The sequence below is a fragment of the Streptomyces sp. NPDC056883 genome (assembly GCF_042788835.1).
Taxonomy (GTDB): Bacteria; Actinomycetota; Actinomycetes; order Streptomycetales; family Streptomycetaceae; genus Streptomyces; species Streptomyces stoeckheimensis.
Genome location: NZ_JBHUBS010000003.1, coordinates 280,194 through 301,418 on the forward strand (window position 1 = coordinate 280,194; position 21,225 = coordinate 301,418).

Genomic DNA, 21,225 nt, shown 5'->3' on the forward strand with positions numbered 1-21,225 from the left:
CCCGATCTCCCCGATCACAGGGCCGCCACCCGCCCCGCTCGCGGGGCCCTGAGTTTCCGGATGGTGCCGGTGCTGACACCTGTCCTGTCGCGCCCAAGTGCCGGCACCGTCCGGATTACCTCTCCCTCAACTTTCATTTCAACAAACTGTTGACGTCGAGTTCATGCCGAAATTAGTCTGTTCCGCATGACGGAAGACGATTTCCGTCAGCAGTTCCCCGTACGGAAGGTCACCATGTCGAAGCGCACGCTGACGACCGAGTCTGGCGCCCCGGTCGCCGACAACCAGAACTCCGCTACCGCCGGCGTCGGTGGCCCCCTGCTGATCCAGGACCAGCAGCTCCTCGAGAAGCTCGCCCGGTTCAACCGCGAGCGCATCCCGGAGCGCGTGGTGCACGCCCGCGGTTCCGCCGCGTACGGCTACTTCGAGGTGACCGACGACGTCACCGCGTACACCAGCGCCGCGTTCCTGAACACGGTCGGCAAGAAGACCGAGACCTTCCTGCGGTTCTCCACCGTGGCCGACTCGCTGGGTGGCGCGGACGCGGTCCGCGACCCGCGCGGCTTCGCGCTGAAGTTCTACACCGAAGAGGGCAACTACGACCTCGTCGGCAACAACACCCCGGTGTTCTTCATCAAGGACCCGATCAAGTTCCCCGACTTCATCCACTCCCAGAAGCGCGACCCCTTCACGGGCAAGCAGGAAGCGGACAACGTCTGGGACTTCTGGGCGCACGCCCCCGAGGCGACGCACCAGATCACCTGGCTGATGGGTGACCGCGGTATCCCGGCGTCGTACCGTCACATGAACGGCTACGGCTCCCACACGTACCAGTGGACCAACGCCCAGGGCGAGGCCTTCTTCGTCAAGTACCACTTCAAGACGAACCAGGGCATCCGCTGCCTGTCGGGCGAGCAGGCCGCCGAGCTCGTCGGCTCCGACGCCAACTCGCACCAGACCGACCTGCTGCAGGCGATCGAGCGCGGTGTGAACCCGAGCTGGACCCTCTACGTCCAGGTCATGCCGGCCTCCGAGGCCGCGGACTACCGCTTCAACCCGTTCGACCTCACCAAGGTGTGGCCGCACTCGGACTACCCGCTGCAGCGCGTCGGCCGCCTGGTCCTGGACCGGAACCCCGACAACGTCTTCGCCGAGGTCGAGCAGTCCGCGTTCTCCCCGAACAACTTCGTCCCGGGCATCACCGCCTCGCCGGACAAGATGCTCCAGGGCCGTCTCTTCGCGTACGCCGACGCCCAGCGTTACCGCCTCGGTGTGAACCACACCCTGATCCCGGTCAACGCCCCGAAGGCGACGAAGGCCGACAACTACGGCCGCGACGGCGTCATGGCGCTGCGCAACGGCTCGCGCTACGACAAGAACTACGAGCCCAACTCGCACCAGGGTCCGGCCGAGACCGGTCTGGCGCTGGGCGCCCCGAAGGCCGTCTCCGGCTACACGGGCACCCACGAGGCTCCGGCCCACACCAAGGACGACGACTTCTTCCAGGCCGGTGAGCTCTACCGCCTGATGTCGGAGGCCGAGAAGCAGCGTCTGGTGGCGACCATCGCCGGCGGCCTGTCTCAGGTCACCCTCGAGGACGTCATCGAGAAGAACCTGGCTCACTTCCACGCCGCGGACGCCGACTACGGCAAGCGCGTCGAGGAGGCCGTCCGCGCCCTGCGCGACGCCTGAGCCCACAAGCTGCGCCGGGATCCTGACGGGAGGTCAGGATCCGGGTGCTGAGCCCGCACCGCGGACCCGGATGAGGGGTGGTACGCGGTGAGGGCAGGACGAGGACCGTGGCGAGCGTGCGAGCCAGTGCGGTGGTAATGGGTTCCGAGGCCCGTCTCTTGACCTGAGGGAGACGAAGCCGGAGTTCTCGTCGCCGTTCGCCACGGTCCCAGCCAAACCTCTCCTCTATATACAGGGGCCACGCACAGAGTCCCCTGTATATGGAGGAACACCTCCCCCACCCTCTCCGCCCGGCGGTGCGAACGTCCTGTCGCGCCAGCCTCGTACCGTCGGGCGGTAACAAGCAACACACACTCAAAGAGCCGAGTCACGGACGGTCCCGTGACTCGGCTCTTTGTCATGCCCTGGGTCATGCCCTGGGTCATGCCCGGGGACCGCCCCTCCGTGCTCTACGGGAGCAGGGCCAGTGCGTACAGGTCGAGGCGCCGCGGGTCGAGGCCGGGCCGCGCCAGGGCCTCGTAGCGCTCCTGGAAGCGCAGCCGGAGGAAGACGTGCTCCCACTCGACGTCGAAGTACATGAGGCCCTCGATGTCGATGAGGACCGCTTCCCCTTCGGGGGTCACCAGGACGTGGTCGGGGCCCAGTTCCCCGTGAATCAGTCCGTGTTCCGTGCGCGGCGCCACCAGCGCCCGAAGGGTGCGGGTCGACCTGCTCTGCCTGGACGAGTTCGGATATATGAATCTGGACAAGAAGGGTGCCAAGCTCCTGTTCCAGATCTTCACCGAGCGCGAGGAATGCAAGGCGACCGCCGTGGCCACGAACTCCCCGTTCGCCAAAGCGCACATGTTCCGGCGAACCCGTGCGAGGTGCTGCCGAAACCTCACGGGTTCAAGCAGACGGGGAGACCATCTTGGTCACCGCGTCGGGGATCAGCGCAATCAGCTGCTGAGACCAGCAGTCCGACTGCTGGGTCGCGACCTCCGCTCCACAGTTGCCGCAGACGAGGTTGGGGCCGTCCAGGCCGTCGAGTCCACAGCATCCGTTGCGGCGCCTGGGATCAGGGTGCCTGGTCACCCCCATGATGTCGTCGGGGTTCAGGACCAGCGCGCCAGTATGGGGGCTGGCCGCATACGACCCACGCGGCACAAGCGGTGGCAGGAACCTGTGTCCCGGGGCTTCCTCGGTGACCGGCGGCGGCATCGGCACTTCCCGGAGATCAGGGCTGATCCGCTGCTGGCAGCTGGTACAAAAGAAGGCGGTCATGCCCGCAATTCTGTACGAGTTTTCAGCGCGGCCTCCTGGTATTTCGGCTGCCATCCGGAAGCGGGAGCCGCCCCTCTTCGACGTGGTCGGCGAGGTAGATCAGTGTGGCCTGTGGGTCCATCCCGAACGCGGCCGCGACGAGCTTGGGGTCCGGGGTGTTCACCAGGTCGACGAGGCGGGTGCTGCGGATCGTCCGGGGCGGGAATCCGCAGTCATCAAGGACGTGGGAGAGATAGGCAGTTGAGGCCGGACTCCGCCCGGCCTTTGTCCCTTTGGTGACCATGACGTGCGGGTTCTCGGTCCGCCAAGTCTCGCGGTGGGCCAGGCATTGTTGCAGCACCGTCCAGGAGGCGGGGTCCAGCGGGACGGGATGGGGTCGTTTGCCGAGCCGGACCGTCTGGGCGAGGTGGTCCACTTCGGAGGTCTGCAGCATGCGGACCTCCGAGCTGGAGGCTCCGTGCAGCAGTGCGAGCATCCCGACCAGTGCCTCGTGGGGATGAACATGCTCGTCGGTCGTCCATCGGCGGAACAGTTCGCGCTGCTGGCCGAGGGTGAGGGTCTGGCCGCGGAAGCCGTTCGCTTCCTTGATGATCAGGTTGCGTGTCGGGTCGACCAGCACCAGCTTCTGGGCACGAGCGAACCGGAAGAACTGCCGCAGCACGGTCAGGCGCCGCTTGCGGGCCCTGGGCAGCGTGGTCAGGAAGGCTTCGACGTCATGGACGTCGACGAGGGACCAGTCGTTCTTGTCCTGCTCGTTGACCAGGAAGAGTGCCAAGTCACGCATGGTGGCCAGGGCGGTTTCCAGGGTGTGATTGCTTCGGGGGCGGGTGCCGGCCCGGCGGGCCCGGTACTGGGCCCGCATCCGGGAGGCATCGAACGCCTCCACGGCCGACCGCAGGGGCACGGGCACGGCCTCGACGCGGCGGCGACGCCGACCCGCTGCAAGCCGTTCGGCCTGGTCGGTGGGCAGGGCCAGGCCGCGGAGGGTGAAGAAGTCCTCGAGCGCACGGGCGAAGGAGCCCATCGACCGGCCGGGTCTGCGGGATCGCTCGAGCAGACCTGGGGCGAGTTGGAGTGCTCGTCCTCCAGGAGCCGGCCCAGATTGGTGATGAAGCCGCAGGCTCTGGCAACGCAGTGGCGGGCCGCGACCTGGGCGATGAAATCGGCGAGCCACACGGGCGGGTCAGCGAGTCGTTCCCGGAGGTGTTCGCCTCGAGTGAAGGGGCGGCCGGGGTGCCTTTGCCAGCAGGCCGAACACATCCCCAGCCCAGCATGTCGCCTCAGCTGCCCGCACTCGCGGCAGGCCCGCGGCGGCTTCTTCGGCGAGCCCGGGTGGGAACAGGGTCCGCACCAGCCGGTGTTCTCGCGCAGATAGCCCGGCTTGCCGCAGCGCGGACACGTTTGTTGGGCCGCGAGCCTCTTGGCCTTGTTGCGGCAGTCCCGGCACAGCTCGCTGTTCGCTGACCGGACCGGATGGCCGCACTGCTGGCAGACACGCGAGCAGACGATGCAGCGGCCGGTGTCGTTCTGCAGCACACGGTCCAGACCACAGGAGGACACGCAGCTCTCGCCGCCTGTTCCTTCAGCCACCCCCAGCAGCGGCAGCAGTGCTGACGGTCGCGATATCCGACTGGGGCGCCGCAGGTGACGCAGTCCCGTTGTCTCTTGCCCATCGCGGCCCGCCGTCACAGAGGCGGCATCGACCGGCCCCGCGCGGAGGCCGCCTGCGGCAGGTCAGCGACCGGACGAGGGGGTGCGATCGGCCGCTCGACGGGGGTGGTGTCGACCTCGATCAGATCGTTGGGGGTGCACTCCAGCGCGGTGCACAACGCGGCCAGCGTGGTCATCTTCACCTGTGAGGGCTCCTTGGTGAACAGCGCGGACACCGACGCCGAGGACAACTCCAGGCCGGCCTTCTCGGCCAGCAGCCGCCGCAGCTCGGTCCCGGTCCAGACCTCCCGCTGGGCGGCGGCCATCCGCAGCCGCCACTGGATCTTCATGCCGTGGTGTCCTTCCCGGTCAGCTCGGCCAGGGTGCTGGCAACCGCCCGTTGATAGGCGTCCTCGATGAAGGTGGCGGACGGCCGGACGTATCGCATGGTCGAGCTGACCGTCCAGTGACCGAGCATCTGCTGGATGGCCACGAGGTCGACGCCGCGTTCATAGTTGTGGGTCGCGCACGCTCGTCGCAGGGCATGCGGGCTGAAGCGGTCGGTCGCCGGGCGGCCTTCGAGTTCCATCAGATAGCGGAGCCGGTTGCGGATGGTCCCACGATGCAGGCTGCCGCCGGACTCGTCGGCGAACAGCACCGGCGAGTTGGGGAACTTGGGCCGTACGTCTTCCAGGAGCCATCACAGGACCAGGTCGAGGCCGTCGAGCATGGGCACCCAGCGTGGCCGGGGGCCGGAGGCGTGGGACAAGACCTTCGGCGACCCCCGCCTCTGCGCGGCCATCGCCGACCGGATCACCTTCCGCTGCACCCTCATCCAGACCGGCACCGAGTCCTACCGGTTCCGCGTCACCGAGGCCGAACGACGTAACCCCTGACAGCTGCCGCCTCAGCCAGGCCGTTCGGTCCCGGATGGAGAGGTACCGATTCCTGGCAGCGGGCAGCGTCTAGGCTGTGACCTGCGGCCACCGCCTGATCGTTTGTCTTCGCACACCGATGATCAACGGTGGTCGCACCTTCCAGCGGCAGCGGGACGGAACGGCTCGTCGAAGGAGACGCAGTGCTGGGATTGCTGGGCTTCTACGACGAACTCGACATCCGCTCCGGCCAGCCGAGCGGATCGATCCGTGACGCCGTCCGGTCCGTCGGCGAGCCGGACGAGCCGGACCTGGTGGCCTACCTGGACGCCGGCCACTTCCTGATCGACGTCATGGAAGGCGGACACGACGTCATCACCGGCAGCACCCACCGACACTCTCCGGGATGCTCGTCACTGGTGACCGACGGCACCTGGTTGTGGCGCCAGGACTTCCCGCACTACCTGGAAACCCACCACGTCTCGCTGCCCCAGACGTTCCTCGAACACGTCCGCGGCCTGAACTACCGGATGCCCACCATCGCCGTCGCGCAATTCGCTCCGCACTACGACGAGACCATGCCCCTGGTCGGTTGGGCCTCGGCCGTCCCGTGGCGATCGACAGCGACCACGCTCGTGCCTGAACCACGAGCAGTGACCAGCAAAGCCCAGTTCGACGCGGCGATGCTGGCCCAGGACCGGAACCGGCCGCAAGGCAGCTGGGGCAAGCGGCGCAAGCCACGGAAGGCATAGGCAACAACAGCCCAAGAGCCACCTACAGCTGGAGTACCAGAAGCGGTCGCCCAGCAGCCTGTCCTAGGCCAAAAAAGGCGTGCCCTTCCGCACCGCGCCTGTCAGGGACACGGACCGGCAGGGCCCAGACCTCCAAACTACTGGCCCACCTCCCGCCACGACCGAAGACACTCCCACCCCGACGTCACTCGATCGGGGTGGCTCCCAATATCGCCGCCGATCATGGACCTGCACCGTTGTCCGTCTCATGCACGGACAGACCAAAGCGGCTCCCGAAACCACCGCCCAACTGGCTTCCGTTCACCCCGCCGAAAACAGGCGTTCCGCACCGGCCACGCGGACCGCCCCTCCCAGTGCGTCCCGTACCACTCCCGACAGGTCTTCGGCCTCCGCGAATCTGCGCATCGGGCGAACCTATACGGCGGATGCGCGCGCGTGCGTGCCGGCGGGTGGAACGGCTGCGGGACCTGGGTCCCGTAGGGGACGCAGAACGGCCCCCGTTCCTCCTGGAGGAGGGACGGGGGCCGTTCGGTGGTGCTAGACCAGCCTGATGGGACTAGGCGGGCAGGGTGTTGCGGAGCGCGGTCGGGGCGTGACCCAGCTCGGTCGCGACCTCTTCGAACTCGGTGACGTCGCTCATGTCGACCGTCTTGCTCATCGAGATGTTGGTGATGCGCTCGAGGATGGCCTCGACGACGACCGGGACCTGGAACTCCTGGGCCCACTTCTTGGCCGTCTCGAAGGCCTCGCCCAGCTTGTCCGGGTCGGTGACGCGGATCGCCTTGACGCCCAGGCCCTCGGCGACCTTGACGTGGTCGACACCGTAGACACCCAGCTCGGGGGTGTTGATGTTCTCGAACTCGAGGTTGACCTCGAAGTTGATGCCCAGGCCGCCCTGCGCCTGACGGATCAGACCCAGGTAGGCGTTGTTCACGAGGACGTGGACGTAGGGGACCTTGTGCTGGGCGGCGACCGCCAGCTCCTCGATCATGAACTGGAAGTCGTAGTCGCCGGACAGCGCGACGATCGGGGTCTCCGGGTCCGCGGTGGCGGCACCGATGGCGGCCGGGATGGTCCAGCCGAGGGGGCCGGCCTGGCCACAGTTGATCCAGTTGCGCGGCTTGTAGACGTGCAGCATCTGCGCACCGGCGATCTGGGACAGACCGATGGTGGTGACGTAGCGGGTCTCGGGGCCGAACGCCTTGTTCATCTCCTCGTAGACGCGCTGCGGCTTCATGGGGATGTTGTCGAAGTGCGTGCGGCGCAGCAGCGTCGCCTTGCGCTCCTGGGCGGAAGCGGCCCAGGCGCTGAAGTCGGGCAGCTTGCCCTCGGCCTTGAGCTCCTTGGCGATCTCGACGAAGAGCTCCAGGGCCGCCTTGGCGTCCGAGGCGATGCCGAAGTCCGGGGCGAAGATCTTGCCGATCTGGGTCGGCTCGATGTCGACGTGGACGAACTTGCGGCCCTTGGTGTAGGCGTCGAGGTTGTAACCGGTGTGACGGTTGGCCCAACGGTTGCCGATGCCGAGGACGAAGTCCGACTCGAGGAACGTCGCGTTGCCGTAGCGGTGCGAGGTCTGGACACCGACCATGCCGGCGGCCAGCTCGTGGTCGTCCGGGATGACGCCCCAGCCCATGAGGGTGGAGATGACCGGGACGTTCGTCAGCTCGGCGAACTCGACCAGCAGGTCGGAGGCGTCGGCGTTGATGATGCCGCCACCGGCGACGATCAGCGGACGCTCGGACTCGAGCAGGAACTGCAGGGCCTTGCGGGCCTGGGCGCGGCTGGCGCTCGGCTTGTAGACCGGCAGCGGGGTGTAGGTCTCGGGGTCGAACTCGATCTCGGTCAGCTGGACGTCGATCGGGAGGTCGATCAGGACCGGGCCCGGACGGCCGGAGCGCATCAGGTGGAAGGCCTCCTGGAACACGCCCGGAACCTGGGCGGCCTCCAGGACGGTCGTCGCCTTCTTGGTGACCGGCTTGGCGATCGAGGCGATGTCGACGGCCTGGAAGTCCTCCTTGTGGAGCTTCGAGACCGGAGCCTGACCGGTGATGCACAGGATCGGGATGGAGTCCGCGATCGCGGAGTACAGGCCGGTGATCATGTCGGTGCCGGCCGGGCCCGAGGTACCGATGCAGACGCCGATGTTGCCGGCCTTGGCGCGGGTGTAACCCTCGGCCATGTGCGAGGCACCCTCGACGTGGCGGGCCAGCGTGTGAGCGATTCCGCCCACGTTCTTGAGCTCGCGGTAGAACGGGTTGATCGCAGCACCGGGGACGCCGAACGCTTGTTCGACACCCTCGAGCTTGAGGATCTCCACTGCAGCGGCGGCGGCTGTCATACGAGGCATCGAGTTCTCCTGCGGGTCTGGCGGGTCCGGCTGGTCAGGCTTTTCCGTAATCCGGAAGTTTTGTTCTGCTATACGGAACACGCTAAGCGGGGACTCCCCGCAACGTCAAGGCGGTACGGCACCCCGGAACCCACCAAAAGCCGCGTCTTGGGCAGTGAGTTGTACGAAAACCCAGGACTCGACGGAAAATCGAGGGTCTGCCCGCCCCTCCGGTGGCAGGTGGTGGACCATGGGGCTACGCACAGCGACGAAGGGGGGCCAGGTCTCATGGCGGATGCGGTACCGGTGCGCTGCCCGGCGTGCCTGCGCGAGAACGGCTACTCCGCCCCGGTCTTCCCCTGCGCCTGCGGGAACCCGGTCACCCCGCCCCTGGACCTGACCTCGCCGCCCCGGGAGCTGACCCACCGCACCTGGACGCAGAGCTGGGTCGCGGTGCGGTGCGAGGCCTGCGGGCGGGAGAGCGAGTGGCCGCATCCGGAGGTGGGGTGCACCTCCTGCGGGACGGTCGTACTGGTTCCGGTGCATCCGCTGGAGCCGGCGGGCGGGGTTGCGCGCACTCCCCTTTCTCCCCCGCCGTCCCTTCCTTCTCCGCCTCCGCCTCCGCCTCCGCCTCCGCCTCCGTCTCCTTCCCGTCCCGGGGTGGAGACGCCGGGGCGGCAGGCGCGACCGGGACCGCCCGACGGCGCGGCCCCGGCCGACCCCGCGGTGCCCCGCCCCGCCTTCCGGCCCGTGACCATCCGGACCGCCCGGGACGCGGTGGTCACCGCCGCGCTGTACCTGCGCTGGCTCGGCTTCCAGGACGTGCGCCAGCCCGACGGGCGGCCGATCCCGTCGACGGCGGTGGACCTGCGGGCCCCCGGCCTGGTCGCCCAGGTGGACCCGACCACGGCCCCGGCCGGGCTGCGGGCGGTGGAGTGCGTCTGGCTGAACGGGCTCACGGCGTGCGCGACGAGCGTCTACTTCTCCCTCGCCGGATACACGGAGGACGCCCGCGCCCGCGCCGACGACCTCGGGATACCGCTCTTCGTCATGGACCTCACCGGCATGCCCCAGCCGGTCAACGACCCGGCGGACGACCTCGTCGGCATGGGGGCCTAGGCTCGAGGGGTATCACGTGCGTTTGCCTGCCGAGGAGAGCTTGATGAGCCTGTACGACATCCCGCTGACCACCCTGTCCGACGAGCCCACCAGCCTCGCCGCGCACAAGGGCAAGGCGATCCTGCTCGTGAACACCGCCTCGCAGTGCGGTCTCACCCCTCAGTACTCGGGTCTGGCCCGCCTGCAGTTCAAGTACGAGGAGAAGGGCTTCACCGTCATCGGTGTGCCCTGCAACCAGTTCGGCGGCCAGGAGCCGGGCAACGCCGACGACATCCAGACGTTCTGCGCGGCCGGCTTCGGCGTCACCTTCCCGATGCTGGAGAAGTCCGAGGTCAACGGCGAGGACCGTCACCCGCTCTACAAGGAGCTCGTGAAGGTTGCGGACGCCGAGGGCGAGGCCGGTGACATCACCTGGAACTTCGAGAAGTTCCTGATCTCCCCCGCCGGCGAGGTCGTGGCCCGCTTCCGCCCGCACACGGAGCCCGAGTCCCCCGAGGTCATCGCGGCGATCGAGGCCCTGCTGCCCGCCTAGCGGCACGTGAGGGCCGGTACGGGGCTGCGCGCGCAGCCCCGTACCGGCCCTCGGTCGTTCACAGGGACGGCGGTCAGTTCACCTGCCGCTCCAGGCCCGACCAGTACGGCTCGCGGAGCTTGAACTTCTGGATCTTGCCGGTGGCCGTACGCGGGATGGTGGCGCGGAATTCGACCGTCGTCGGGGCCTTGTACCCGGCCAGTCGCTGCTTGCAGTGGGCGATGATCTCCGCCTCCTGGACGGCCTCCGGGTCGGCTCCCTCGGCGAGGACCACGAGGGCCTTGATCGTCTCGCCCCATTTCTCGTGCGGCACACCGATGACGGCGACCTCCGCGACCGCCGGATGGCTGAAGATCGCGTCCTCCACCTCGATCGACGACACGTTCTCGCCGCCGGTGATGATCACGTCCTTCTTCCGGTCGGAGATCGTCAGATGGCCGTCGGCCTCGTCGACCGTGCCGCCGTCACCCGTGTGGAACCAGCCGTCCTGCAGTGCGGCCGCGGTCTCCTCCGGCTTGTCCCAGTACCCCTCCAGTACGACGTTCGACCTGGCCAGGACCTCGCCGTCCTCGGAGACCCGCAGCTTGACCCCCAACGCGGGCAGCCCCGCACGCGAGAGCCGGCGCGCCCGTTCCTCGGCCGGCAGCCCGGCGTCGGCGGGCAGGGTCCGGTTGAAGGTGAGCAGCGGCGAGGTCTCGGTCAGGCCGTAGATCTGCGTGAACTCCCAGCCCAGCTCCTCGCCCATGCGCTGGATCGTCCGGCTCGGCGGCGGGGCGCCCGCGCAGACGACGCGCACCCGGTCGCGGCCCGGGATCTCGCCCTCCCAGCTCGCCGCGGCGTCCAGCACGGTGTTCCACACGGCGGGGGCACCGCACATCAGCGTGACCCCGTGCTCCTCGACCCGGCGCAGGATCTCGGCGCCGTCGACCTTGCGCAGCACGACCTGCTTGACGCCGAGCCCGGCCATCACGAAGGGCATGCCCCAGCCGTTGCAGTGGAACATCGGCAGCGTGTGCATGTAGACGTCACGCTCCCAGACCCGGGTGTGCAGTCCGAAGGTGAGCCCGTTCACCCAGATGTTGCGGTGGGTGAGCTGCACCCCCTTGGGGCGTGCGGTGGTCCCCGAGGTGTAGTTGATCGTCGCGGTCGCGTCCTCGTCCGGGTGCGACCAGGGGCGCGGCTCCACACCGAAGCGCATCAGCTCGGCGTCGGTCTGCGGGCCGAGGACGAAGCGGTGGCGGGCCTTGACGCCCGACAGCGCCTCGTCCAGTTCCGGGTCGACGAGCAGCACCGAGGCCCCGCTCTGCCGGACCACGTAGTCGACCTCCTCCGGCTTCAGCCGGAAGTTGACCGGTACGCAGACGCGCCCGCTCATCGGCACCGCGAAGAGCAGCTCCAGGAGCCGGGCGGAGTTGTGGCTGACCACGGCCACGCGCTCGCCCTCGCCGACCCCCAGCGCGTCGAATCCCGCCTGCCAGGCCCGTACGCGCTCGCCCAGCCTCCCGTAGGTCGAATCGGGGACCGGTGGCGCGGGCTGATCCGGCTCGTCCACCACGCCCGGGCTCGACGAGAACCCCAGCTCCGCCCGGTCGAGGAAGTCCGTGACGGTCATGGGAATCCGCATGTGCTCTCTCCTAGGGTCCCTGATCCCGAACAGCTGCATGAAGGAAGCGTGCCGCCGTCCGTCGGTGGTCGAGCGGCCCGCCACGAACGAGAACGATCGTGGGTGATCTCGGTCGTGCCAGGCATCGTGCCGTGTCCGGCGTACGGGCCACCAGAGCGCGGCGCCGCTCATTCGGGGTCCGGGCTCACGCGCGGATGGACCCGAAGCGGACCTCACCCGCCCCGTCGCCCATCTCCGCGAGGAGCACCTCCCCCTCGGCCACGATCTCCGCCTTGCCGGCCTTGGACACGTCGGAGAACAGCTCGACGGTGAGCGTCCTGCCCTCCGCCTTGTCCTCCAGCTTCCAGAGGCCGGCGAGGAAGCCGTCGAGGAGCAGCGTGCAGTGGGCCTGGTTCCCGGTCCAGCTGCTCCCCTTCAGCTCGGGCGGGATCACCCGGGAGCGGTCGGCGTGGGAGAGGAGCAGGTTGTCGAACTCGGGCAGGAACCGGGGCGGGGCGGGCTGCTCGGCATCGGGGCGGGGTCCGTCGGGCAGATCGAAGAGTTCGACGCCGTTCTCGTCCTGGAACACCTCCAGAACGGGCCTCAGCCGCTCGAAGGCCTCGCGCAGCCGGGTGAGCCCTGCCCACGTCTGCATGTCCTTGACGGAGGCGGGCCCGAAGGCCCCGAGATACCGCAGAACGGCGTCATCGATACCCGAGGCCTCCCCACCGAGCCCTCCTCCCTCCGCTGCTCCCTCCACTCCTCTCTCCACAGCTCCCCCCGTGTCCTTTCCCACCCACTGGTTCAAGGTGGTGAGGCGGACCTGCCCGCTCTTCCCCCAGACCCCGCGCGGGGTGACCTGGACGAGCGGCAGCCGGCAGCGCGCGGCGACGGACAGCGACTGCGGGTCGGCTCCGGGCCACTCCTTGAGCAGTTCCTCCCGTATCTCCGCCATGGTCCGCGGTTCGGCCTCCACGAACTCCCGCGCCCGCTCGGCCAGCCTGTCGAGGCCCACTCCGACCAGGCCCTTGCGGAAGTAGTTGATCTCCCGGTCGCGGGCGGGCTGGACCAGGGGACGCAGGGTGAGCGCGTCGCGGACGGTGTGGGTGTGGATGGTGGACCTCATGGTGACCATCCGGACCACCTGCCGGGACTCCATCAGCCCGGCGAGCTCGGCCGGCCCGAATCCGGCGAGGCGGGCGTGGAGCTGGAAGTAGGGCGGCTTCACGTTCTGCGCCTGCAGCCCCAGCAGGTGCTCCGTGGCGTCCTGCGCGGACATCTCCGCGCGGGTCAGGAGCAGCTGGCGGGCGAGCGTGGCACGGTTCAGCGCACGGGTGTCGAGTACGGGACGCGTCGTCTTGGAGGCCATGACAGCAACGTAGCGGCCCATGCGGACACCTTCTGTCCGCAACTCCGTTCCGGCTGCATCCGCCCGCCCCGGACTCGAATGGACCCCGGGGAACCCGGGGGACCATTCACCCGGATATCCTGCACCTTGCCCGTAAACACCCGTTCGACCGGGAGCTGACCTGCGATGTCGGAGCGACCAGACCGCCGCCGCCCCTCGCCCTCGCCCCCGTCCGCCGCCGCGCCCGCGCCCGGGGCCGGGCCCGCGAAGCGGGTGGGCTGGCGACGCCCGGCCGCTCTCCCCTCCGCTCCCCCGGCCGCACCCCCACGGGCCCCGAAGCCGCCCCCGCCGGCCCCCACGCCCGCGGACCACCGCAGCGTGATCGACTCCGCGGTCTACCGCGACGGAGTCCGGGTCGCCTCGCCCACCACCCTGGCCGACACCTTCCGCCGACTGCGCGAACAGCCCGACGGCATGGCCTGGATCGGCTTGCACCGCCCCACGGAATCCGAACTCCACTCCCTGGCCGACGAGTTCAACCTCCACCCGCTCTCCATCGAGGACGCCCTGGAGGCCCACCAGCGCCCCAAGCTGGAGCGCTACGGAGACACCCTCTTCGTCGTCCTGCGGGCCGCCCGCTACCTGGACGCGCTGGAGGAGGTCGACTTCGGCGAGCTCCACATCTTCGTCGGCCCCGACTTCCTGATCACGGTCCGCCACGGCGCGGCCCCGGACCTCTCGGCGGTCCGCCGCCGCATGGAGGAGTCCCCCGAACTCCTCTCCCTCGGCCCGGAAGCCGCCCTGTACGCCATCCTCGACGCGGTGGTCGACGGCTACGCCCCCGTCGTCGAGGGCGTCCAGATCGACATGGACGAGATCGAGACCGAGGTCTTCAGCGGCGACCCGGAAGTCTCCCGCCGCATCTACGAACTCTCCCGGGAAATGGTCGAGTTCCAACGCGCCACCCGCCCCCTGGTCGGCATGCTCCACAGCCTGATGGCCGGCTTCGCGAAGTACGGCACGGACGAGGAACTCCAGCGCTACCTCCGCGACGTGGCCGACCACGTCACCCACACCAGCGAACGCGTGGACGGCTTCCGCCAGGCCCTCACGGAAATCCTGACGGTCAACGCCACCCTGGTCTCCCAACAACAGAACGCCGAAATGCGCGCCTTGGCCGAGGCCGGCTTCGAACAGAACGAGGAAATCAAGAAGATCTCCTCCTGGGCGGCCATCCTCTTCGCCCCCACCCTGGTGGGAACGATCTACGGCATGAACTTCGAAGACATGCCGGAACTGAAGTGGGCAGGGGGCTACCCCTTCGCGATCCTGCTGATGGCAGTGGTCTGCGTCAGCCTGTACGTCATCTTCAAGAAGCGCGACTGGCTGTAGGCAGCAGGGCAAGCGGCGGCGCGTGGTCGCAACCGCCTGGTCGCGGTGCGGTCGCCGGCGTCTGGCGGCGGGGCCGCACGGGCCGGCGCATCGCGCTCGCCGAGGCCCGCCCTACATGTCGCCCCGCTCGACACGCTCCAGCAGGGCCGTCGCCCAGTCCGGGAGGGCGGACGCCGCCGGGCGGGCCGGGCGGGGGTCGCTGGTGATGCCGAGGCCGCCCGCCGGATCGCCGTACTCGAAGCGCAGCGACCACCACAGCCAGGAGCGGACGAACAGGTTCGCACTCCATGCCAGTGCCAGGGCCCCGCGCCGCTCGGGGACCTCGTACCAGTAGCTGGTGAGCACCACGGCGCGGGAGACCGCCTCGTCCGTGTCCCCCGGCCGGGAATCGGCGGTGAGCCCGGCGGCCAGCACCGATGCCGCGAAGCGGTTGTCCGCGAGCAGCCCGCCGCTGTCGCAGAGGATCGCGTCCAGCAGGTCCGCCGGGAGATCCACGGCGGCCCGTTCCAGTCGCTCCAGCAACTCGGGCAGGCCCGGATCGCCCGCCGATTCCGCTCCGGGAACGACCCTCAGGTCGGCCGGCAGCCGCTCGTCCGCCGTGCGGGCCGCCAGGAGGCGCACGTACGCCAGCGCGCGCAGGGTCTGCCAGCGGCAGAGGGTGTCCAACAGCGCGATCCGGGAACCGCGGAAGGCCAGCCGCACCGGCCAGTCGGCCGCCCGGACCTCGTCTCCGAGCGCCCGCAGCTCCGCCGGCACCGGGGCCGGGAAGACCCGGCTCCGGCCGGCGTCGTAGGACGGCTCGGAGCGGTAGCCCGGCCAACCGGGTGCCGGGGTATGGGGTGATTCGCCGGGGCTATTCATTCACTTCGTCGTCCTTCGGGGTCCGCCACTTCGCCACGTCCTTGCCGTCTCGCGGAGTGATGTAGTTGGAGAGGTCCTCCGGGTCGATGTGGTACGCGTGGATCATATGGTCCTGGCGGATGATGGCCACCGGCCTGCTCGGGTCCAGGCTGCGGTCGATGATGATCCGGGCCCCCGACTCCGCGTCGACGTAGTTCGCCGGCGACTGGAGATGGCCCCGCAGGTACTTCTCCAGTTTCACCTCGTCCCCGCCGATGCCCTCCAGGTAGTGGTTCGACTTGCCGCTCTCCGCCTCGTTGAGCTGGTGGTCGACGCCCTGGGCCGCCCGGGTGCCGTCCGGGTAGGGGGCCAGCCCGAAGGGGTCGCACCAGTGGTGGGGGTTCGCGACGTACGCCACCGGGTTGGGAGCGGCCGCCAGGCCCAGCGGGTCCGGGCTCAGGTAGCGGGCGGTCTCGGGGTCGTAGCTGCGGAAGTAGTTGTGGTGCAGGCCCGATTCGGCGTCGAAGTACTGGCCGGGGAAGCGCAGCGGCGTGTACGCCGTGGCGTCCCGGTTCCAGGCCGTGGAGCCCCACAGGGTGGACCGGCTGCGCCAGGCCAGCTCGCCGCGCTCGCCGACGAGTTCGGTGGGCGTTCCGACCAGGTCGGTGACGATGGCGTAGAACCGCTCGTCCACCACCTCCTGGTCGGCCGTCAGGATCCGCTCGGTCTGCGCGATCGGCTGCAGGCCGCGGTGGTCCCAGGTGACGGCGACTGCGTGCTCCGCCTCCACCGTGGTGCCGGTCTGCTCGCACAGCACGGTGCCGTCCCAGGTGAAGACCGTGCGCTCGGCCACCTCCAGGCCGTCTGGCGTCATCCGTTCCTTGGCCGTCCGCCGTCCCAGCGGATCGTACGTGTACCGCCACCGCGTCCCGTCCGGGGTGGTCACCGCCGTGATCCGGTCCTCGGTGTCCCACTCGTAGCGCCAGGTGTCGGGCTTGCGCGAGAGCCTGGCCTTCTGGCGGAGCACGACCCGGCCGAGGGCGTCGTACTCGTGGCGGATCCGGCCCGCGCCGATCAAACGGGTGCCCTCGTAGGTGCGCGGTCCGGTGGCGTCCTGGCCTCCGGGATGGGAGCCGGGCCAGGAGGCGGAGGTCTGGTTGCCCGCCTCGTCGTACGCGTAGCGCTCGGTCCAGTTCTCGGCGTGCACCGCGGTCACCCGGCCCCGGGGGTCGAGGGCGTAGCTGCGCGCGCCGGCCAGCAGATCGTCCACGCCGGTCAGGAGCCCGTCGGACCGGTAGGTGTACCCGCGGCGCTGTACCAGCCCGTCGCCGGGGCCCGTGAGCCGCTGCTCCACCAGCCGGCCGGCCCCGTCCCAGGCCTGGTCGAGGGTGAGGAGGTCTCCGTAGGTGCGGCTGAGTTCCCGGCCGGCCGCGTCGTGAGCGAAGCCGATGCGCCGGCCGGACGTGGTCAGGGCATCGTGACGGCCGGCCTCGTCGTAGGCCCAAGCCGCGGAGGCACCCGTCGGGGTGGTCCGGCCGGTGCGCCGGCCCATGGAGTCGTAGGTGTAGGTGGAGGTGCGGCCGTCGACCGTCTCCTGGAGGAGCCGGCCCGCCCGGTCGCGCAGCCGGGTCAGGACGCTGCCCCCGTGCACCGCGACGGCGAGCCGGTCGAAGACGTCGTACTCGTACGTCGTCACCGTGCCGCCCGCGTCCTTGCGGACCGTGTGCCCCAAGGCGTCGCGCTCGTAGGTGATCCGCCGCCCGAGGGCGTCGGTGCGGGCGACGAGCCGGTCCGCCGGGTCGTAGGCGTAGCCGAGAACACGACCGTCGAAGTCGGTCTCCTTGACGAGCCGGCCCGCCGGGTCGTAGGCGTACTCCCAGGTCATGCCCTGCGGGTCGCGGACCCCGGTCAGGCGCAACTCGGCGTCGTACGTGTACTCGTGGCGGGCGCCGTCGGCGTCGGTCCGGGCGGTGAGCAGGTCGAAGTGGGTGTACTCGAAGCGCACCGTCCTGTCGTCGGGACCGTCCGTGCGGGTCAGGCAGTTGCCCTCGCCGTCGTACGTCCACGAGCGCCGGCCGCCGTCCGGGGTGCTCCGATGCTGCGGCTTGCCCTCGACCGTCCACTCGGTACGCGTGACCGCGCCCAGCGGGTCGGTGACCGCCGTGGTCCGTCCGAAGGCGTCCCGCTCGTACGTCGTGGTGGCACCGAGCCGGTCGGTGACGGCGAGCGGCAGCCCGGCCCGGTCGGTGCGGACCCGCGTGACCGCGCCCAGCGGATCGGTGACCGTGGTGAGGTGGCCGCGTTCGTCGTGGCCGAAGCGGGTGACAGTCCCGTCGGGGCGGCTGACCGAGGTGCGGTTTCCGCGCCGGTCGTAGGTCTGGCGGACGACCGAGCCGTCCACGGCGACGATTTTGACCGGGTTGCCGAGCTCGTCGTACTCGGCCCGTGCCTCCCGGCCGTCGGGCCGGACGTAGGAGAGAAGGCGGCCCGCGTCGTCGTAGGTGCTGCGTGTCGTGTGGCCGAGCGGATCGGTGTGCGCGATCCGGCGGCCCCGGCCGTCGTAGGCGTACCGGCTGACCGCACCGAGCGGGTCGGTCTCGGCCACCACCCGGTACCGGTCGTCGATCAGATAGCGGCGGGTGTGGCCGGCGGCGGTGGTCATCCGCGTCACCCGGTGGCCGGTCTGCGGGTCGACCTCGTCGTAGCCGAAGGTGAGGGCGATGTGGCCCGCCTCGCCGGCCTCCGCGACGCACCGGTCGAGGTCGTCGTAGGCGTACTCGTAGCGGCGGCCGTTCGTATCGGTCCAGGCGGTGATCCGGGTGACCGCGTCGTAGGTGAACCGCAGCGGCACACCGGAGGAGTTGGTGACCTCGGTCAGGTTCCCGTCGGTGTACCCGTACGCGAGGATGCGCGGGCCGCCGGTCAGGTGCAGGGCGGTGATCCGGCCGTCGGCGGTCTCGAAGCGGAGGTGGTAGCCGCCGGAGTGGGCGATGCCCAGCGGCGTGCCGTGCTCGTCGTACTCGAAGACGACGAGACCTCCGTTGCGGTCCTCCAGCTGGGCGATCGGCGCGATGCCGTTCTCGGCGCCGTCCCGCGGCGGGGTGAAGCGTCGGACGTCGCCGGTCAGGGCGTCGGTCAGCGTCCAGTCGCCGTCCGGGGTCCGCTCCAACGGGTGGCACGGGCCCGACGCGGACGCCGGCAGCACCGGCACGCCGGGCGCGGGGTGCGGATAGGCGACCACGAGCCCGTCCTCGGAGACCAGGACGACGCCCTCGGGGTCGATCTCCAGGTGCTGGTCAATGGTGGAGGACCAGGTCGGGCCGAACCACCGGCCCGCCCGGTAGCCGGACTCCGCACGGCGCCTGAACGCGAAGGGGAAGGCGCCGGGGAGGAACACGTCCGTCTGCGGGAGGTACATCCGGCCGGTGGCGAGGTCGACCGGGTCCGTGCGCTCGCTGGGCTTGTCGGGGTCGGGCCGCTCGCCCTGGTGCGGGCCGTCCTTGTCCAGGCCGGTGCGGCCGGGCCCCTTGAGGTCGTCGAGGTGCGAGGCGGCCGAGCCGACCTTCTTCAGCGACCCCAGACCCTTGGAACCGATGAGTTCGGGGATCATCTTGCCGATGCCCTCGGAGGGGTCCTTCATGAACTCGTCGAGCATCTGCTTGCCCGCCCCGAGCGGGTCGTTGGCCATGGTGACCAGACCCGCGGCCGTCGAGTTCAGGTTCGTCACGTACTCGGCCGGATGCGTCAGGTTGTACGGGTCCATCGGGTTGAGCGCCCGCGCGAAGTTCACGATCCCCGCCGTGCCCTTGAACACACCACCCGCAAGGTGCGTCTTGGCGAGATCCATGTAATCCATGCCGTCACCGAGCTGCTTCGCGTACGAAGGCTTCGGCGGAGCAGCGTCCCGCGCCGCCCGCACCGCCGTACGGACCGTCTCCGCCACGTCGTTGCGCTGCTTGCGGGCGGTGTCCAGCTTGTCCTGCGCGGCCGTCGCGATCGCCGTCCCCGGATCGGTGAAGTTCTCCGAGGGGCGGGGCGGCAGCGGATCCTGCTTCGCCTTCAGCGCAGTGTTGTAGGTGTCGACCAGCTTGTTGTGCGCGCCTCGGGCCTCGGTGGAGACCTTCTTCGCCCGGTTGTACTCCTCCAACGCCTCCTTGGCCTGCCCCTGCGCCCACTCCACCGTCTCCGCGAACCGGCCCATCGCGTCGGCGGCCTTCCCGAACGCCTCGGCCGCCTTGAACCAGCGTGGCGGCTCCTTCGCCACCGACTCCCGGAACGCATCGGCCGCCTTGCCCTTCAGGCCGTCCGGCTCCCCCATCCCCTTCAGGCCGTTGCCGACCTTGTCGAAGGAGGCCTTGAAATCGTTCAGGTGGGACACCTGCGCCCGGATCTTCGACACGCTGCCGTAGACCAGCCGGTTCGGGTCCTCGGTCTGGCCGAGCTCCAACTCCGCGACGTCCGCCCCGAGCTGGTTGGCAGCCGAGCGGCTCTTGTCCCGGATCCAGTCCCCGGCGTCGTCCAGGCCGACGTCCTCGGCGAAGTCGGCCGTCTTGTCACCGGCCCACTCGACCGCGTCACCGACCTTCTCCGCACCCTTCTCGACACCGTCCTCGATGACGTCCGGTACGAAATCCCGCCAGCCCATCAGTGACCGCCCCCGTCACGCTTCGCCTGCTCCAACAAGTCCTTCAGCGAACCGATCTTCCCGCTGGAGGTCAGCTGGTCCCCCGTGTCCGACCAGGTCTGCTTCATCTCCTCGGCACTCTTCTCGAAGGACTCCGCGCTGTAATCGGGCTTGTAGGCGTCCACGGAGAAGATGTCACCCCAGGACTTCTTCTCGATCTCGTCCTCACTGGCGTGCGGATTGCCGTACGCCGCGTTCGCGACCACCTTGAAGGTGCCGTGGAGGTACTGCTCCTCCTCCCACACCGTGCCTGCCGCGATCCCCAACGACCCGGCGAGGGTGCTCGCGTTCTGCACGAGGGCGCGAACACCCCACTCCCAGCGCTCGCAGAAATCCTCGAAATCGGTGGCCAGACCCGCGTGCCCGGCCTCCATCCCCGTCATCGCCAAGTTCTCGAAACCCGCACCCATCGACGCACCGGCCGCATCCCCCGACTCCCGCAGCTCCCCGATCGCCGCCCGCAAACCGTCCTGAATGTTCTTGACCGCCGCCGGCGAAACCTCAAGATCCCCGCTACCCGCCATCAGGCAGCCACCCCGCCGTCAGTGAGATCCACGGCGCTGCCGTCCGGAACGATCCCCGCGACCGGCGGGAAGAACATCGACCCGTCCCCGTCGGCGACGTTCACCACCACACCCGCCGGACCGCCCGCCACCGGAACCACCGCATCGACCAGCCGCGCACCCAGCACCGAGAGGAACTCCCACTCCCGACCGGACTCCCCGCGCTCCTCGGCGAACCGGGCCAACGCCTCCTCGTCCGTGAACGCATAGATCCACCGGATCCCGCCCGACACCGCTGACATCAGACCGCCGTCAGGGCCGTCCGCGAGCGGAACCAGCAGGACGGCCCGCCGGAACTCCCCCAGCAGACGCGCAGGATCACCCAGCCCGCCCCGTATCGCCGCAATTTCCCCCGTCAGCTCCATGGCGATTCACCTCTCCGCAGGTCCCCGTCCGAAGGGGAAACGGTACCTCGGTCACCAAGCCTCAAGGAGGCTCGCCCATCGGTCGCGGGCCGGCACGGGCAGACGGCGTCTGCCGCCGGAAGCTGCCATGACTGGGGAGAGTGCGGGGCGAGCGAACGACCCCCGACGGGCCCGGGAACCGATACGGCTGCCGGGCCCCGGTGCGGGGCGAACCGCGCTGC

General features: G+C 69.6%; 18 protein-coding genes and 2 pseudogenes. 7 read left to right on the forward strand and 13 right to left on the reverse strand.

What is annotated here, in order from left to right:
* Positions 1-234 precede the first annotated feature (234 nt).
* On the forward strand, positions 235-1,692 hold the full coding sequence (locus ACFRU2_RS10325) for a catalase (protein WP_250740648.1): 1,458 nt from the start codon (positions 235-237) through the stop codon (positions 1,690-1,692).
* A gap of 458 nt (positions 1,693-2,150) precedes the next feature.
* Here ACFRU2_RS10325 and ACFRU2_RS10330 read toward each other — a convergent pair.
* A pseudogene (locus ACFRU2_RS10330) lies at positions 2,151-2,387 on the reverse strand (aminoglycoside phosphotransferase family protein); the annotation flags it as partial.
* Between the two features lie 40 nt (positions 2,388-2,427).
* Between ACFRU2_RS10330 and ACFRU2_RS10335 the strand changes: the two are divergent.
* Positions 2,428-2,472 (forward strand): annotated as a pseudogene (locus ACFRU2_RS10335) (hypothetical protein); the annotation flags it as partial.
* Positions 2,473-2,580: 108 nt separating this feature from the next.
* On the opposite strand, the gene ACFRU2_RS10340 reads toward ACFRU2_RS10335, so the two are convergent.
* The 4 genes from ACFRU2_RS10340 to ACFRU2_RS10355 all read right to left on the reverse strand — a co-directional run bounded on the left by ACFRU2_RS10340 (position 2,581) and on the right by ACFRU2_RS10355 (position 5,299).
* A complete protein-coding gene (locus tag ACFRU2_RS10340) occupies positions 2,581-2,955 on the reverse strand; it encodes a hypothetical protein (protein WP_382970207.1) in 375 nt (124 codons plus the stop codon).
* 22 nt (positions 2,956-2,977) lie between these two features.
* Positions 2,978-3,979, reverse strand: coding sequence for an integrase (locus ACFRU2_RS10345; protein ID WP_382970210.1), 1,002 nt, complete (start codon positions 3,977-3,979; stop codon positions 2,978-2,980).
* Between the two features lie 661 nt (positions 3,980-4,640).
* The gene (locus ACFRU2_RS10350; protein ID WP_112437628.1) at positions 4,641-4,955 is read right to left on the reverse strand and encodes a helix-turn-helix transcriptional regulator; all 315 of its coding nucleotides are present in this window, start codon (positions 4,953-4,955) and stop codon (positions 4,641-4,643) included.
* The gene (locus tag ACFRU2_RS10355) at positions 4,952-5,299 is read right to left on the reverse strand and encodes a tyrosine-type recombinase/integrase (RefSeq protein WP_382970827.1); all 348 of its coding nucleotides are present in this window, start codon (positions 5,297-5,299) and stop codon (positions 4,952-4,954) included. Before ACFRU2_RS10355 ends, ACFRU2_RS10350 begins: the two co-directional genes overlap by 4 nt.
* Before the next feature lie 34 nt (positions 5,300-5,333).
* Here ACFRU2_RS10355 and ACFRU2_RS10360 point away from each other — a divergent pair, with 34 nt between their 5' ends.
* On the forward strand, positions 5,334-5,501 hold the full coding sequence (locus tag ACFRU2_RS10360; protein ID WP_382970213.1) for an ATP-binding protein: 168 nt from the start codon (positions 5,334-5,336) through the stop codon (positions 5,499-5,501).
* A 182-nt stretch (positions 5,502-5,683) separates the two neighbouring features.
* Positions 5,684-6,232, forward strand: a complete 549-nt coding sequence (locus ACFRU2_RS10365; protein ID WP_382970215.1) for a hypothetical protein — start codon at positions 5,684-5,686, stop codon at positions 6,230-6,232.
* Between the two features lie 556 nt (positions 6,233-6,788).
* Here ACFRU2_RS10365 and gcl read toward each other — a convergent pair.
* Complete coding sequence (gcl, locus tag ACFRU2_RS10370) at positions 6,789-8,579, reverse strand: glyoxylate carboligase (RefSeq protein ID WP_382970218.1); 1,791 nt, start codon at positions 8,577-8,579, stop codon at positions 6,789-6,791.
* Between the two features lie 317 nt (positions 8,580-8,896).
* Entirely contained in the window at positions 8,897-9,136 is a 240-nt protein-coding gene (locus tag ACFRU2_RS10375) for a hypothetical protein (protein ID WP_382970888.1), read from the reverse strand.
* On the opposite strand from ACFRU2_RS10375, the gene ACFRU2_RS10380 reads away from it, so the two are divergent.
* Positions 9,060-9,677 (forward strand): hypothetical protein, encoded by a 618-nt coding sequence (locus tag ACFRU2_RS10380; RefSeq protein ID WP_382970830.1) that lies wholly within the window; start codon positions 9,060-9,062, stop codon positions 9,675-9,677. The two genes, ACFRU2_RS10375 and ACFRU2_RS10380, sit on opposite strands and share 77 nt — an antisense overlap.
* 43 nt (positions 9,678-9,720) lie before the next feature.
* On the forward strand, positions 9,721-10,209 hold the full coding sequence (locus ACFRU2_RS10385; RefSeq protein ID WP_382970221.1) for a glutathione peroxidase: 489 nt from the start codon (positions 9,721-9,723) through the stop codon (positions 10,207-10,209).
* A gap of 73 nt (positions 10,210-10,282) precedes the next feature.
* Here ACFRU2_RS10385 and ACFRU2_RS10390 read toward each other — a convergent pair whose 3' ends face one another.
* Both ACFRU2_RS10390 and ACFRU2_RS10395 read right to left on the reverse strand, forming a co-directional pair.
* A complete protein-coding gene (locus ACFRU2_RS10390) occupies positions 10,283-11,833 on the reverse strand; it encodes an AMP-binding protein (protein ID WP_382970224.1) in 1,551 nt (516 codons plus the stop codon).
* Between the two features lie 184 nt (positions 11,834-12,017).
* Complete coding sequence (locus tag ACFRU2_RS10395; RefSeq protein WP_382970226.1) at positions 12,018-13,181, reverse strand: winged helix DNA-binding domain-containing protein; 1,164 nt, start codon at positions 13,179-13,181, stop codon at positions 12,018-12,020.
* Positions 13,182-13,346: 165 nt separating this feature from the next.
* Here ACFRU2_RS10395 and ACFRU2_RS10400 point away from each other — a divergent pair, with 165 nt between their 5' ends.
* The gene (locus tag ACFRU2_RS10400) at positions 13,347-14,552 is read left to right on the forward strand and encodes a magnesium and cobalt transport protein CorA (protein WP_382970228.1); all 1,206 of its coding nucleotides are present in this window, start codon (positions 13,347-13,349) and stop codon (positions 14,550-14,552) included.
* Positions 14,553-14,663: 111 nt separating this feature from the next.
* On the opposite strand, the gene ACFRU2_RS10405 is transcribed toward ACFRU2_RS10400, so the two are convergent.
* The 4 genes from ACFRU2_RS10405 to ACFRU2_RS10420 are packed head-to-tail and all read right to left on the reverse strand — an operon-like array spanning position 14,664 to position 21,004.
* Complete coding sequence (locus tag ACFRU2_RS10405) at positions 14,664-15,413, reverse strand: hypothetical protein (protein WP_382970231.1); 750 nt, start codon at positions 15,411-15,413, stop codon at positions 14,664-14,666.
* Positions 15,406-20,037, reverse strand: coding sequence for a putative T7SS-secreted protein (locus ACFRU2_RS10410; RefSeq protein WP_382970233.1), 4,632 nt, complete (start codon positions 20,035-20,037; stop codon positions 15,406-15,408). Before ACFRU2_RS10410 ends, ACFRU2_RS10405 begins: the two co-directional genes overlap by 8 nt.
* A complete protein-coding gene (locus ACFRU2_RS10415; RefSeq protein WP_382970235.1) occupies positions 20,037-20,600 on the reverse strand; it encodes a hypothetical protein in 564 nt (187 codons plus the stop codon). The genes ACFRU2_RS10410 and ACFRU2_RS10415 overlap by 1 nt, the downstream gene beginning before the upstream one ends.
* Entirely contained in the window at positions 20,600-21,004 is a 405-nt protein-coding gene (locus ACFRU2_RS10420) for an SseB family protein (RefSeq protein ID WP_382970238.1), read from the reverse strand. The genes ACFRU2_RS10415 and ACFRU2_RS10420 overlap by 1 nt, the downstream gene beginning before the upstream one ends.
* Between the last annotated feature and the right edge of the window lie 221 nt (positions 21,005-21,225).